This is a genomic window from Varibaculum vaginae, assembly GCF_900604285.1.
Lineage (GTDB): Bacteria > Actinomycetota > Actinomycetes > Actinomycetales > Actinomycetaceae > Varibaculum > Varibaculum vaginae.
In genome coordinates this window covers 384,259-397,714 of record NZ_UWNY01000002.1, presented here as the reverse complement: position 1 = coordinate 397,714, position 13,456 = coordinate 384,259, and the positions used below count along the sequence as shown (strand labels likewise).

General features: G+C 52.1%; 13 protein-coding genes. All 13 read right to left on the bottom strand.

The window, feature by feature from the left end:
• Positions 1 to 10: 10 nt before the first annotated feature.
• Entirely contained in the window at positions 11 to 757 is a 747-nt protein-coding gene (gene sufC / locus EFB02_RS07535; RefSeq protein ID WP_122820967.1) for a Fe-S cluster assembly ATPase SufC, read from the bottom strand.
• Entirely contained in the window at positions 758 to 1,102 is a 345-nt protein-coding gene (locus EFB02_RS07530) for a non-heme iron oxygenase ferredoxin subunit (protein WP_122820966.1), read from the bottom strand.
• On the bottom strand, positions 1,099 to 2,280 hold the full coding sequence (gene sufD, locus EFB02_RS07525) for a Fe-S cluster assembly protein SufD (RefSeq protein WP_122820965.1): 1,182 nt from the start codon (positions 2,278 to 2,280) through the stop codon (positions 1,099 to 1,101). Before sufD ends, EFB02_RS07530 begins: the two co-directional genes overlap by 4 nt.
• Positions 2,280 to 3,734, bottom strand: a complete 1,455-nt coding sequence (sufB, locus tag EFB02_RS07520; protein ID WP_122820964.1) for a Fe-S cluster assembly protein SufB — start codon at positions 3,732 to 3,734, stop codon at positions 2,280 to 2,282. Before sufB ends, sufD begins: the two co-directional genes overlap by 1 nt.
• A 37-nt stretch (positions 3,735 to 3,771) precedes the next feature.
• Positions 3,772 to 4,464: a helix-turn-helix transcriptional regulator gene (locus EFB02_RS07515; RefSeq protein WP_234992782.1), complete on the bottom strand. Its 693-nt coding sequence runs from the start codon at positions 4,462 to 4,464 to the stop codon at positions 3,772 to 3,774.
• A gap of 188 nt (positions 4,465 to 4,652) precedes the next feature.
• On the bottom strand, positions 4,653 to 5,321 hold the full coding sequence (locus EFB02_RS07510; protein ID WP_122820962.1) for an NUDIX domain-containing protein: 669 nt from the start codon (positions 5,319 to 5,321) through the stop codon (positions 4,653 to 4,655).
• 32 nt (positions 5,322 to 5,353) lie between these two features.
• Positions 5,354 to 7,018, bottom strand: a complete 1,665-nt coding sequence (gene murJ, locus EFB02_RS07505) for a murein biosynthesis integral membrane protein MurJ (protein ID WP_122820961.1) — start codon at positions 7,016 to 7,018, stop codon at positions 5,354 to 5,356.
• Positions 7,015 to 7,926 carry a hypothetical protein gene (locus EFB02_RS07500; protein ID WP_122820960.1) on the bottom strand — a complete coding sequence of 304 codons (912 nt, stop codon included), beginning with the start codon at positions 7,924 to 7,926 and terminating at the stop codon, positions 7,015 to 7,017. Before EFB02_RS07500 ends, murJ begins: the two co-directional genes overlap by 4 nt.
• A 2-nt stretch (positions 7,927 to 7,928) precedes the next feature.
• A complete protein-coding gene (locus tag EFB02_RS07495) occupies positions 7,929 to 8,852 on the bottom strand; it encodes a copper transporter (protein WP_122820959.1) in 924 nt (307 codons plus the stop codon).
• Positions 8,853 to 8,868: 16 nt separating this feature from the next.
• A complete protein-coding gene (gene steA, locus EFB02_RS07490; protein WP_122820958.1) occupies positions 8,869 to 10,065 on the bottom strand; it encodes a putative cytokinetic ring protein SteA in 1,197 nt (398 codons plus the stop codon).
• Between the two features lie 9 nt (positions 10,066 to 10,074).
• Positions 10,075 to 11,760, bottom strand: a complete 1,686-nt coding sequence (recN, locus tag EFB02_RS07485) for a DNA repair protein RecN (RefSeq protein ID WP_122820957.1) — start codon at positions 11,758 to 11,760, stop codon at positions 10,075 to 10,077.
• A 3-nt stretch (positions 11,761 to 11,763) separates the two neighbouring features.
• Positions 11,764 to 12,597 carry an NAD kinase gene (locus tag EFB02_RS07480; protein WP_122820956.1) on the bottom strand — a complete coding sequence of 278 codons (834 nt, stop codon included), beginning with the start codon at positions 12,595 to 12,597 and terminating at the stop codon, positions 11,764 to 11,766.
• Complete coding sequence (locus EFB02_RS07475) at positions 12,590 to 13,456, bottom strand: TlyA family RNA methyltransferase (RefSeq protein WP_122820955.1); 867 nt, start codon at positions 13,454 to 13,456, stop codon at positions 12,590 to 12,592. Before EFB02_RS07475 ends, EFB02_RS07480 begins: the two co-directional genes overlap by 8 nt.

Genomic DNA, 13,456 nt, shown 5'->3' with positions numbered 1-13,456 from the left:
AAAACTGCCCCTACAGGTAGGAGTCGTACCCGCTTTCCTCCAGTTTGTCCGCCAATTCACTGCCTCCCGAATCCACGATCCGTCCATTGGCGAATACGTGTACAACGTCAGGCTTAATGTAGTTCAAGATTCGGGAATAGTGTGTGATTACCAGCAGTCCGCACCCCAGTTTTTCATGAGCATGGTTAACCCCGGCAGAAACAGTACGCAAAGCATCAATATCCAAGCCAGAATCAGTTTCATCCAGGATGGCGAACTTCGGGTGCAGAATCTGCATTTGTAAAATCTCTAAACGTTTCTTTTCCCCACCCGAAAACCCGGCATTGAGATCGCGGTTAGCGAACTGCGGATCCACCCGCAGATCTTCCATAGAGGCTTTAAGTTCTTTAACCCAGGTACGAACCGGAGGCGCCTGACCATCAACCGCAGTCCGGGCAGTACGCAAGAAATTAGATACGGTAACCCCGGGAACCTCTACCGGGTATTGCATCGCCAGGAACAGGCCGGCACGAGCCCGATCATCGGGAGAAGATTCCAGGATATTTACCCCGTCTAGCAGTACTTCCCCACCCTCGATATGGTAACCGGGGTGACCAGCAATCGAATAGGCCAGGGTAGATTTACCCGAACCATTCGGTCCCATGATCGCGTGTTTTTCCCCCGAATTCACCGTTAGAGAAGTACCCTTTAGAATCTGTTTTACCCCTTCGGGAGTTTCTACTGAAACTTTCAGGTCTTTAACTTCTAGTTTCCCCATTTACTCATTTCCTTTACTGCGGCTGCAGGCGTCAACATAAACCGCCTGCCCTTTGATTTCAAGCTGATAACAGTTAACTGGTTCGGTGGCCGGCATAGTCGGCTTCCCAGTGTTTAGATCGAATTGAGCGCCGTGCCCCCAACATTCGATTGCGCATCCTTCCACATCACCTTCGTCTAGAGCTACGTCTCCATGAGTGCAGAAGGCATCGATTGCATGCCATCCGCCATCTTCATCGCGCACCACCGCAATCGGGATTTTATCCCCCCGCTCACCGGTAACTTCGGCGCGCATTGCCTGCGCGGGATCCAGTGCGCTGACCTCGCAAACTTTTTCTAGGCTCATAGCGGATCTGGGCCTTTTTCTAGCCGGGCGTCAACCGCTGCTAAAAGATGGTCTTCAATTTCATCAATCCCAATCTGGCGAATTACCTCTGCAAAAAAACCGTGAACTACCATTTTGCGGGCAATATCTTCAGGGATACCCCGAGACAGCAAGTAGAACAGTTGCTCTTCATCGAAGCGTCCCGTGGCGGAGGCATGACCGGCTCCCGCAATATCCCCATTTTCAATCTCTAGGTTGGGTACCGAATCTGCTTTGGCGCCCTCATTTAACACTAGATTGCGGTTTTGCTCATAGGAATCAGTATTGAAAGCCTGCTTGCCAATCAGTACGTCGCCAATCCAAACCGCGTGCGCCTGCTGTCCCTGGAGCGCCCCTTTGTAGTGCACGTCCGAGCGACAGTTTGCTGCACTGTGGTTAACGAATAAGCGATGTTCATGATGTTGCAAAGTGTCCGTGAAATAAACACCGAGAAGTTCTACTTCCCCGCCCGGTTTATCCAGATCAATATCAGGACAAATCCGCACCAGGTCGCCACCCAGCGTAATAGCGATGTGCTTCAGCTTCGCGTCTTTTTCCACACTCATGCGGTGATTACTGGCGTGAACTGCTTTCCGATCCCATTCCTGAATAGAAACAAATTCAAGCTGCGCCCCAGCTTCCACATCTATTTCAATTCCCTGGTTCAGCTGAGCATCCCCGGTATGCTCCAGGATCACCAATGCTTTAGCATCCGGTTTCACATCTACACATATGTGCTGGGCAGCTGGCTCTGAACTTTCCCCAATCACCTTGATACGCACTGGTTCGCTAAGCCGCTCCGCGATCACTACGTTTACCAGGTCGTGGTGATTATTCCATTCAACGACGGCAGCGCGATCTCCCGGCGCTCCTACTTTTCCGTGAATATCACTGTCAGCAGCTATTTCCACATAGGAGGACGTGCCCAGATTAATCCGGTTATCCTTTCTTAGAACCCGTCCAGCAACCTCAACCCGGGGAGACACCCCCTCTAAATTTTCTGTGAGCAGCATATTTATCCGCTCAAGGGGAGTGAATCGCCAATCTTCCTCACGTCCGGTAGGCAGAGAAATATCAGCAAGGTTAAACGAAGTGGGGCGATCTGCCCGGGAGGGAGCCGCGACTACCTTATGACCCGCTTGCTTTTCCATCTCGGCCATTACCCCACCGATCCTTCCATCTGTAGTTCAATCAAGCGATTAAGCTCCAAGGCGTATTCCATGGGCAGTTCGCGCGCAATGGGTTCGATAAATCCGCGCACGATCATCGCCATGGCTTCAGTTTCACTCAGCCCCCGGCTCTGCAGATAAAATAGCTGATCAGCACTAACTTTAGACACTGTAGCCTCGTGTCCCATCTCTACGTCATCGGTTTGAATATCCACGTAAGGATAGGTATCAGTCCGAGAAATCTGATCCACTAGTAACGCATCACATACTACCGAGGCCTTGGAATGTTTAGCTTCGGGAGCAATTTGTACCAGTCCCCGGTAGGAAGAACGCCCTCCGTTCCGCGAAATAGATTTTGAAACAATCGAAGACGAGGTATTAGGCGCCAGGTGTAGCATTTTTGCCCCGGTATCCTGATTCTGCCCTTCACCTGAGAAAGCAACTGACAGAGCCTCTCCACGAGCGTTCTTGCCAGTCAAATAGACCGAGGGGTATTTCATATTAGTTTTTGACCCCATATTGCCATCTACCCATTCCATAGTGGCCCCTTCTTCGCAGATTGCCCGCTGGGTAACCAGGTTATAGACGTTCGTAGACCAGTTTTGAATGGTGGTATAGCGCACCCGAGCATCTTTAAGGCAGAAAATCTCTACAATTGCAGAGTGTAATGAATCAGATTTATAGATTGGCGCGGTACAGCCTTCTACGTAGTGAACGTAGGATCCCTCGTCGGCGATAATCAGGGTGCGTTCAAACTGTCCCATGTTTTCGGTGTTAATTCGGAAATAGGCCTGCAGCGGAATTTCCACCTGCACCCCTTTGGGGACGTAGATAAAAGATCCCCCCGACCACACCGCAGTATTTAAGGCGGCGAACTTATTATCCCCAGCTGGTACCGCTTTGCCGAAGAACCGTTTGAAAAGGTCTTCGTGTTCACGTAAGGCAGTGTCGGTATCTAAAAACACCACCCCTTGTTTTTCCAGGTCACCACGAATTTGGTTGTAGACTACTTCCGATTCATACTGCGCGGCTACCCCGGAAACCAGGCTTTCGCGCTCCGCTTCCGGAATCCCCAACCGGTCATAGGTTTTCTTGATGTCCTCGGGCAAATCTTCCCAGGAGTCAGCCACTTTGTCAGTAGAACGCACGAAATATTTGATCTGATCCATATCCAGATCTGATAAATCCGGTCCCCAGTTGGGCATGGGTTTACGTTCAAAGATTTTCAGTGCTTTCAACCGGCGCTTAAGCATCCATTCGGGCTCGTTTTTCTCGGCAGAGATAAAACGCACTACGTCCTCGTCGAGACCGCGTTTAGCTCTTTCTCCCGCCGCATCTGAGTCGTGCCATCCATACTCGTATTGAGTGCCAATTGAGTCGATAACCTGCTGGTCAGCAGCCTCTTTCTGCTCTTTTGTGGCAATCACCGGTGGTGATGATGTCATTTGTGTTATTGTCCCTCTTTTGTTGTTACTTCCTGCCCTACTCTGCCATGTTTACCGGCTTACGGGGAATTTTGGGGTTAGGCAAACCTATTGGCACCGAGGTGGTGCAGACATGTTCGCCATCCGCCAAAGTTGCCAGCCTTTGAACATGGACATTTAAAAGACGTGAAAAGGCTTGGGTTTCAGCTTCACACAGCTGTGGAAATTCGCCGGCTACCTCCTGAACCGGGCAATTCCCTTGACATAGCTGCACTGCGAAACCACCGTTGCCCACTTCCCGCACCGTCGCGGCATAGCCATCAGCAGTTAAAGCATCGGCGAGGGCACGGGCGCGAGCTTTAGGATCGGAGCCGGCTTCTCTGATAAGCGGAGCATATCTACGCTCAATATCGCGGGAATGGGCGGCTGCGAAAGTGTCAATCCCTCCTGGCCCGGCGACCTGCTCTATGAACCCAAGTGCCCGACTAGCTAGCTTGGAGTAATCTTCACTGAGGCCTTCACGACCCTTCCCCGTTGCAATATAGTGACGAGCCGGTCGCCCTCTACCCCGTTTAGCTTGGGAAACGGGTTCATACACCGTAATCATCTGCCCAGACTCTAAAGCAGTGATATGTCGTCGAACAGCGGCCGTGGTCAACCGGAGGATTTTTGCCAAGTGGGCAGCGGTAACCGGTCCTTTTTCGACAATCAAGTCCAAAACTGTTTGCCGAGTCGGCTCCGTATCGCTCACGTTTCCCCTCCTCAAAAAATAGACCTTATTAAGTCTAGCGCATTTTAGTAACAACTTCCTTTCAAAAATAGCAGATAGCAAGCAAGTGTGGCGGGTGATACAGGGGGAGTTGAGGAGATGAACAGCAGTAAGCGCGTATCGAAGAGACAACTTTTCCCGAGGAGTGTTCGCGTCTAGCAGATTTTCCCTTAGCGGTTCTCTTCCAAAGGATCGGGAGCAAAGGGCACATCCACATCCCGCAGTCCCCGCCATCCTTTACGTAAAGATTCAATCACCGATAAGATGGCAGCCATCGCCGAAGGATTATGTATCTTCCCTGCCAGCAAGGCATCGCGCGCCTGCTCCAAAGAAAACCAGGCGGTTATCATATCGCGTTCTTCTTCACTAGCCTCAAAACACTTGCCGCTGGCAGAGGAAACTTTACGCGCTAGATAAACTCGCAAATGTTCGCTGCTACTTCCCGGAGAAGTAAAGAAATCAACCAGCACCTTCCAGTTTTCTGCAGTTAAGTTAGCTTCTTCCCAAAGTTCCCGTTTGGCAGCTCCCAAACGATCTTCTCCTTGGTGATCTAAAAGTCCGGCAGGTATCTCCCACAGGAAGGCCCGCACCGGGTGCCGGTATTGGCGTACCAATAAGATTTCCCAATCTGAGATCTCCCGGGAGGAGGAATCCGCCCCGGCTACCGGACGCACGGCCGCAATCGCCACAGCTCCCGGATGGGAAAGATAGTCACGCTGGACGACCTCCTCATCCCTATGGAGGCGCACGCTATCGGTAACGAAATCAAACACTTTTCCCTGGTAGATAAGCTGGTGATCTTCTACTGGGAAACTGTATTTCTCATCGCGTAGTTCCATGGTTCTCCTTTAGGACTTTGTCATTATGGTAGTTAATCGACGAGGTTACCCGGATGGTTTGCCGCGTCCTCTCCCCCAGTAAAATCAGCCGTGGGAGCCGCGCCTCGCTTTTGTTGACGAATTTCCTGTACCAATAGGGGACTCATAATCGCGGCGCTCACCACCCCGGCAATCGTGGCCGCAGCAAAAGTACCAATCACGCTCGGCCACAAGCCCATAAAATATCCGGAGACAAACCAGCCTGCTATTCCGGATACCAACGCCAAAAACGCGGCTTTCAAGGCGGAGAACGCGAGTCCGCTAACTGCCTGTCGTCCTGCCAATTGGCGCAAACCAATCAACAATCCCAGCGCCCCTACACTCATCCCTACCGATTGCGCGATTCCCAGGGCTAAGAGGATTCCATCTGCCCGGTTGGAAAATAGTTCCGGAAGGGTGGCTCCCAATCCCCAGGAGAAAGCAGCGACGGTTACCCATCCGGCAGAGGCAGCAATCACCGCTTGGCGGGCACCTCCTAACGCATAAAGCACCCGCGAAACATGATAGACCAACCCGTATCCGACGATTCCCGGCGCCATCGCCACCAAGGCCCAGAGCATCCCCGGTACCGGATTGATACGAGTGAAAATATCAGTGACTGGAAGCGCCAAGGCACCCAAGAACGCTGATCCCAGCATTCCTACCACGGTTACCAGCCGGGTCGAGGCCGCGCATTCGGGATTAAAGGCTGCTTTCCCGCCCCGATGCAGCAGACTAGACAGCCGCGGAAACATTGCAGTAGCGATTGGCACTGCTAGTACCGCATAGGGCAACATATATACCGATTGAGAATACTGATAAATAGGCAATGAACCTTCTGCGCCATAAGCACGGGTTACCAAAATGATTACTAACACCGAGAACTGTTGGGCAATTAGAGAACCTACTCCTGCTCCTGCCAGCTGCAGCGCCTGGCGACCGCGCCCTTCCCCTAATTGCAAAGTGGGATGCCAGCGAATCCCTAAACGATAGATAGGGATAAACAGGGGCAAGCTCATCGCTGCTACCCCAGCAGTAGTCCCCCACCCCAGAATCAAAATGGCGTTATGCGCCACCTGGGCAGGATCGGAAACCGAGGGAGTAAGGTAACCAAAGACCGCGTAGGTAGCAATTACCACCAGGGAATTTAATAGCGGACCGAGAGCGGGTAACAAAAATTTTTCATGCGCTTGCAAGATGCCGGTGCCCACTACACACAACCCGTAAAGCGGAACCTGCAGGGCAAACATCTGTAAAAAAACACTGATCAAGTGGGCTTGCTGCTGCGGATCCACCCCCTGAGGACAGGGCATCACCTGCCCAATCCCAGGAGCCAATAAAAATACTGCGAGCCCTACAGGGGTGAGAAGAAGTAACGCCCAGGTAATTAGCGCGGATGAAACCCGCTGAACCTCATCCTGTATTCTATCAGCGATAGGACCAGCTAAAATAGGGATGGTCACTCCCGCCAGCGCTCCCCCAGCTACCACCTCGAACAGTACAGTAGGCAGCTGATTAGCGGTGGAATAGGCATTCGCGAAGGCGCCAGTGCCCACCCAAGCTGATTGGGTGAGCCAACGTCCAAAACCAAAAATTCGGGATAGTAAGGTCAGAATAGAAATCAGCCCGACAGCCGAAGCCAAGGCAGGTAACCGATTACTTAAGCCCGCTTTTTTCAACTCCGACGCCCTAAATTATCGATAGCCCGCAGACCCGGCGTATTCGTGATTACCTGTGAAAACGATATTTTTTCGCTGGCTAGGGTAAGCCCTACAATTCCCAGGACACCCAGCAGTTTTCCGACTATACCGGTCTTTTGCGCCCAGGCACTTCCTAGCAATGCCCCCAGCGCATTAGCCCCGGTATCCCCTAACATTTCCCGCTCCCCAAGATCAGCTGGTAAAGCTAGCAGACTGGTAGCCAAGGCTCCGCCCGCTAAACTAGCTTCCACCCTCTTTGAGTTAGTAAGCGGCAATGCGAGCAAGACTGCCAGTTTCAAACAGCGCCCAGGACGCAGGTCAAAAAGGTTTGCAAGATTGGCACTTCCTGCAATAAGAACCGTATCTAGCACCCAGGCGGCCAGCCCGCTTCCTTTCGAACGCCCAATCCCGATAGCTCCCAGCGCAGCCCCAGTTCCAATCCCCACAATTTTGAGGGTACCAGTAGTAACTTCGCCCTCCGCTAAGGCCTGCAGATGCCCATGAAACCCTTTAGCAACAACCGGTTTGTCAGTTTTATCTCCTGAAAGTGATGGTTTATTTAGGTTCTTATCCGGTGAGCCGCCGAGTTTTTTATCCTGGTGAACAGGAGTTTCGGCTCTTGTGTCATCTAAATATCCGAGGGAGGCACCCGCAGCTACCGGCAACATCGCCCCCATTTGGGCAGCGGGATTACCCACTAGCAACAGTCCAGATGCCAGGCAGGAGGCAGCTACTTTTATCCCTCCGGTCAGGCTCACGGTTTCCCCATGAAAGTTTTGCCGCTGATAACGCTGATAATCCCGAGAAGAAAGATGCCGCCGCAGATACTTCCTGGCCGCTAAATACCCCGCTCCTGAGACTAGCGCCCCTTGGATTGCTCGGGACATGGCTAGCCCTCCTTCGCGGGAGTAGGTACCGGCGGAATCAGTTGCGTCGCATACTGCTGCGTACCATATGCCTGATTGGTCCCTGCTTGATCAGCCAAAAGCGCGAAGGGAGTAGAGACTTTGCTCATTACCGAGCCCACTCCATCAACCGTGCTAACTGCCAATTTTTCGGCGCGAATCTGGGTGAGGTAGCTGTTCTCTTCTTTGGCGCTGCCCACAATCACTGTCCCTTTGGGCAAGACCGTATCAATGCCTTTTACGAACTCTAAATCCAGCTTCAAGACGGAGTCCTTAGTGTCCTTTTCGTTGCTATCTGGGCTAACTACCAGGATGAACTCAGCGGGATCAGTAACAGTCGAGGCTTTAACCAGAGGTACGTCACCTGCCGAAAGATTAGCTACCAGTGCCTGAACCTCTGTATCATCGCTGGTTAAACCAGCAGCAAGGGCGGTTGATAGCACCCGCTGCGTAGAAACTTTAGCGTCGACCTTATCGCCCAGTTTGCTGGCCAAAGTAGACGCCAAGCTATCGCGGTAAGATTTGGAGTCTTCACTAAACCAGGCATCTTTTACAGTAACAGTATTGGTTATTGCAGCTCCCGCCACCTTAATCTGGGTGTTAAGTCCGGTCATAACTTCGTCCTTAACTCCGGGCATCCTAATAACCGCAACTTTTTTATCAGTCATAGTCCCGGGAGTTAGTTTCCTTCCCAAAACTCCGATATATTCACCGTTACTATTAGCCTGTTTTACCAGTTCTTCATTGGTTTCGCGTAATTCTGCCTGCTGTTTAGACAACTGTGATACCTGCCCGGTGAGGGTATCAGAAATCTTGCCTTGCAAAGGACCGGCGCCTAACACCACCCCCATTGTTAGGGCGACCAGTACGGCCATCAACGATACTAAGTGATAGCGAAAATCAATCATTTTTCTCCTGCCTTAGTTAGCCCTTTAGTGAAGGAGCAACTCCGAATAATTGTCGGAAAAAGTCAATCAAATCATTTAGATAAATACCGGAAATTCCATAAAAAGTTTGCCCCACCGGTGTCACTGCCAGGGACACTGCTATTGCCCCTACACATACTAGGGCGAGTAGCAGAGTCTGCCAGGTAGATACCCGCGGCTGGTAGAGTTGGGAAACCCCTTTAGCGTCCACCAATTTGGAACCCACTCGCAATCGGGTTAAGAAAGTGGAGGCCATCCCCGAGCGCCCTTTATCTAAAAACTCCACCAAAGTGGCGTGAGTTCCCAGCGCCACAATCATTTCGGCATCCTTATCATCAGCCAGCAGCATCGCAACATCCTCGGAAGTGCCGGTAGCTGGGAAAAGTACGTAGGGAATCCCCTCTCGTTTAAGCCGTTCAGTGCCGGGAGCTTTACCATTACGGTAAGCATGAACCACAATTTCGGCTCCACAACGTAAAGCCTGGTCAGAGACAGAATCCATATCTCCGATAATCATGTCGGGGGTGTATCCCTGTTCCAAGATGGCATCGGCTCCTCCGTCTACCCCCACCAAGACTGGTTTGTATTCACGAATATAAGGACGCAGAGAACGGAGATCTTCTTGATAATGGTAACCACGCACCACAATGAGGGCGTGCTTACCAGCGAATTTAGTTTGAACCTTGGGTACACCCACTCCGTCTAACAGCAAATCCCGTTCGCGGCGCAAATACTCCATAGTGTTGGCCGCGAATGCTTCTATCTGAGTAGATACTCCTTTGCGTGCCTCTTCCAGGTCAGATGCAATAGTAGCGGGAGTCTGCAAAACGCCCTCGGCGAGAACCTGGCCATCTTGCTGGACTTTGTTACCCTCAACCGTTACCCGACTACCTTCTTTCAGGTTCATAATCCCGGCACCTAGATCATCAATCAAGGTAATTCCGGCATCCACAATAATGGAGGGACCCATATTTGGGTAACGTCCGGTGGTTGATTTAGCAGCATTCAGTACCGCACTCGGCCCCGCAGCCACTAGCGTTTCTGCTGCTATCCGGTCTATATCAGCGTGGTTAATAACTGCGATTTCGCCGGATTGCAGGCGCTGGGTGAGATGCTTAGTTTTCTTATCTACGCGCACCCGGCTGCTAGAGGCTGGTACCACTGCGTTTGCTTTACGGCGTTTAAAAAGTCTCACGAATCCACATTACCCCACGCAGCAGGCTGCAATCAGCTCCCGAGCATGGTCAAGGGCAGATTGTGATTCAGCTTTGCCTGATAACATCCGCGCGATCTCTCGCTCTCGCTCACCACCTGCAACTTCATTGACCTGCGCTTTATTGGCCTGCTTGCTTACCACCAATTGTTTATCTGCCCACGCTGCCACTTGCGGAAGGTGAGTTACCACTATTACTTGCGCATGCTTAGCTAATCGTGCCAAACGCTGGCCTACTGCCAGCGCGGTTTGTCCCCCGATTCCTGCATCCACCTCATCAAAAATAAAAGTATGAGTGCCTTCTGATAAATCGCGAGTAGCTAGACTGACTTCTATCGCCAACATAATCCGCGATAGTTCACCCCCGGAGGCTCCTTGTGCCAGAGAGCGTACCGGCGCATCCTCACCAAGCCGTAAACCAAAAGTCACCTGGTCGTATCCATTTGCGGTGGGTTCCTCCAAAGTATCTACCTGGATTTCAAAGCCGGCATCTGGCATTTGCAGACCCCTAAGCTCTCCCGCAACCTTCTTTTTTAAGTCTGCGGCGAGGACATGGCGGGCTTCCGTGAGCTTTCCCCCTAAGATTTCCATTTCCACCCGAACATGCTCTAAGTCTTCCTTTACCTGCTGCCCCTGATTTTGAGGTCCAGAAAGTAACGCGATTTTCTCTCGCGCCTTCTCAGCCCAGGTATGCCAGCTATCTAAATCTTCTGCGTATGGGCGATAGGCATGGCGCAGCTCCGCTAGGCGGCGTTGGCTGCGTTCCAAATCTGCCGGATCAGCCTCCAAGTTTGCCAGATAGGTCCCGGTCTCAGCAGCAATATCCAAAATAATCGAGGAGGCATCCCGCAGACCCTGCGCCAGTTCTCCCAATTCTTCATCGTTTTGCGCACCTTTTTCTAAAGACTGCACGGCCGCGCTCACCAGGGAAGATGCATCGTTGCCATCGCCCAAGGAGTCGCTGGATAGATAGCTATGAGCCTGTTGGGCTGCTTCTCGTAAATCCTCTACATTCCCTAGGCGTTCGATCTTACGCAGCAGCTGGTCTTCCTCACCGGTCTGAGGCTGCAACTTTTCGAGCAAGGCTACCCCTTCACTCAGGCGGGAAACTTCCTGCTCTCGCGCCTGAGTCTGATTTTCCCACTGCTCTAGCTGCATCCCTAGATCTCGCCAAGCAAGATATTTTTCTCGGAACTGTTTAACTAGCGCTAAATGGGAGGCAGTTCCGAAGGAGTCCAACAAGGTCAGCTGCCGCCCGGAAGTACGCAGACTGAGCTGTTCAGACTGGCCATGCACAGTAACTAGCTCGGTTCCAATCCTGGTTAGTACCGCACTGGGAATAGTGCGCCCTCCCCCATGACAACGCGAGCGCCCCTGGAAAGGAACGGTACGCGCCAAAATAATTTCACCGTCCTCGACTATCCCGCCGGCATCTATAACGGCTGCGGCAGCGGGCGAGGAAGGCTTGCTAATAAAAATTCCCTCTACTGCCAGTTCCTTTTCCCCGTGTCGCACCAAGGCAGAATCGGCTTTTTGCCCCAGAAGCAGCCCTATCGAGGAAAGCACCATGGTTTTCCCCGCCCCGGTTTCCCCGGTAAGCACAGTTAAACCCGGGGAAAAATTCAGTCTCGCTTCAGGGATTACCCCCAAATTCGTGATAGACAGCTGATCAATCATGATTTATCCCAGCGAACGCCACCCCTTAACCGGCAACTGGAACTTATGTACCAGCCTCCCAGAGAAGGGAGTGTCTAAAATCCGGGCTAACAGTACCGGTGCTTTGCCTTTGGTAGCCCGCATTGAAGATCCCGGCGGTACTTGGTGACAGCGCAGCCCATCTAGCCACAGCTCCATAGGGGTACGTTGATCGGGTAGTATCGAGATCTCCATCGTAGATTCCGGGGATACCACTAGCGGACGCGTAAACAAGGCGTGCGCACCCAATGGGGAAACCACTATCGCCTCAACATCTGGCCACACAATCGGTCCACCGGCAGAAAAGTTATAGGCAGTAGAGCCAGTTGGGGTCGCCACAATCAAACCATCGGCCCCATAGGTGGTAATGCCACGTTGATCAATCCCTAACCCCAGATGAGATGGGTGAGCGCGATCAGTGGATAAAATAGCAGCCTCATTAAGCGCCCAATCGCTGATTTCACTGCCATCAGGTAAAGTAACCGTCACATCTACCGTCATCCGGGATTGCACAGTATAGGAACCAGCCACAATATGATTAATAACTTCCGAGATTTTATCGGGTTCAACTTCGGTTAAGAAACCGGTGTGTCCCAGGTTGATTCCAATTAGCGGTACTGCTTGGGCGCGAGCATAGCGGGCAGCTCCCAGTAGGGTTCCATCCCCGCCTAAAGCAATTACAATTTCCACCGCACCGGAATATTTCTCATCTACTGGGATTATTCCATGATTTCGCAGCTCACAAGCCATATTATCAGCGGCTTTATCTAAATCGGGACGTGAAAGGTGCCGGATTACCATTACCCGCCGCTCACCCATGAGTTTCTCCCTCTGCTTGCTCGGTTCTCTCGCTTTGCTTTCTCCCCGCTGGTCCTGCCGCAATCGCCTCTCTTAGCATCTGTTCGACTGCCTCCTCTGCCGGCATCTTTGCCCCGCGCACTAGATATACAAAGTATTCAACATTTCCTGCCGGACCGGGTAGCGGTGAGGCTGCCACTTTCTGTAATCCTAACCCGTTTTCTTTCGCAGCCGCGATTACTCCGAACACTGTGTGGAAATGGTCTTCCGGGTCGCGTACTACTCCCCCAGATCCCAAATGTTCACGTCCAATCTCAAATTGGGGCTTAACCATCAGTAAATATTCGGCGTCAACGGTAGATGCCCGTACCAGGGCAGGAATGACCAGCTTTAAGGAGATAAAAGATAAATCCCCTACCACCAGCTGGGCAGGTTCCCCGATTGTTTGTGGATCAAGGTAACGAATATTGGTGCGGTCGTGGACTTCCACACGTGGGTCTTGCTGCAAGCTCCAACGTAGCTGACCATACCCCACATCTACCGCGATTACTGAGGCAGCTCCCTGCCGCAATAAAACATCAGTAAATCCGCCGGTGGAAGCGCCAGCATCTAGGCAACGTTTACCTTTTACAACGGGGGCATCCTTCCCTAGGATATCGAGGGCGCCCGCCAGCTTATATCCACCACGGGAAGCGTATTCCACATCCGAGGTTTTGGTTACCACTACCGCTTGCGCTGGATCTATCTGGGAAGCAGGCTTGGGCATTACCCGACCATCCACACTGACTCTCCCAGCAGTTATCAACCGGGTGGCATGAGCGCGAGAAGTTGCTAGATGCCTACGCACCAGTTCGCGATCTAGCCGCCGCAGTCTCCCCAC

Bases quoted from the DNA above. Each gene is read 5' to 3' on its own strand.
- sufB (WP_122820964.1), bottom strand. From the start codon at position 3,734: ATGACATCATCACCACCGGTGATTGCCACAAAAGAGCAGAAAGAGGCT.
- sufC (WP_122820967.1), bottom strand. From the start codon at position 757: ATGGGGAAACTAGAAGTTAAAGACCTGAAAGTTTCAGTAGAAACTCCC.
- EFB02_RS07500 (WP_122820960.1), bottom strand. From the start codon at position 7,926: ATGTCCCGAGCAATCCAAGGGGCGCTAGTCTCAGGAGCGGGGTATTTA.
- EFB02_RS07530 (WP_122820966.1), bottom strand. From the start codon at position 1,102: ATGAGCCTAGAAAAAGTTTGCGAGGTCAGCGCACTGGATCCCGCGCAG.
- EFB02_RS07480 (WP_122820956.1), bottom strand. From the start codon at position 12,597: ATGGGTGAGCGGCGGGTAATGGTAATCCGGCACCTTTCACGTCCCGAT.
- EFB02_RS07495 (WP_122820959.1), bottom strand. From the start codon at position 8,852: ATGATTGATTTTCGCTATCACTTAGTATCGTTGATGGCCGTACTGGTC.
- EFB02_RS07510 (WP_122820962.1), bottom strand. From the start codon at position 5,321: ATGGAACTACGCGATGAGAAATACAGTTTCCCAGTAGAAGATCACCAG.
- sufD (WP_122820965.1), bottom strand. From the start codon at position 2,280: ATGGCCGAGATGGAAAAGCAAGCGGGTCATAAGGTAGTCGCGGCTCCC.
- recN (WP_122820957.1), bottom strand. From the start codon at position 11,760: ATGATTGATCAGCTGTCTATCACGAATTTGGGGGTAATCCCTGAAGCG.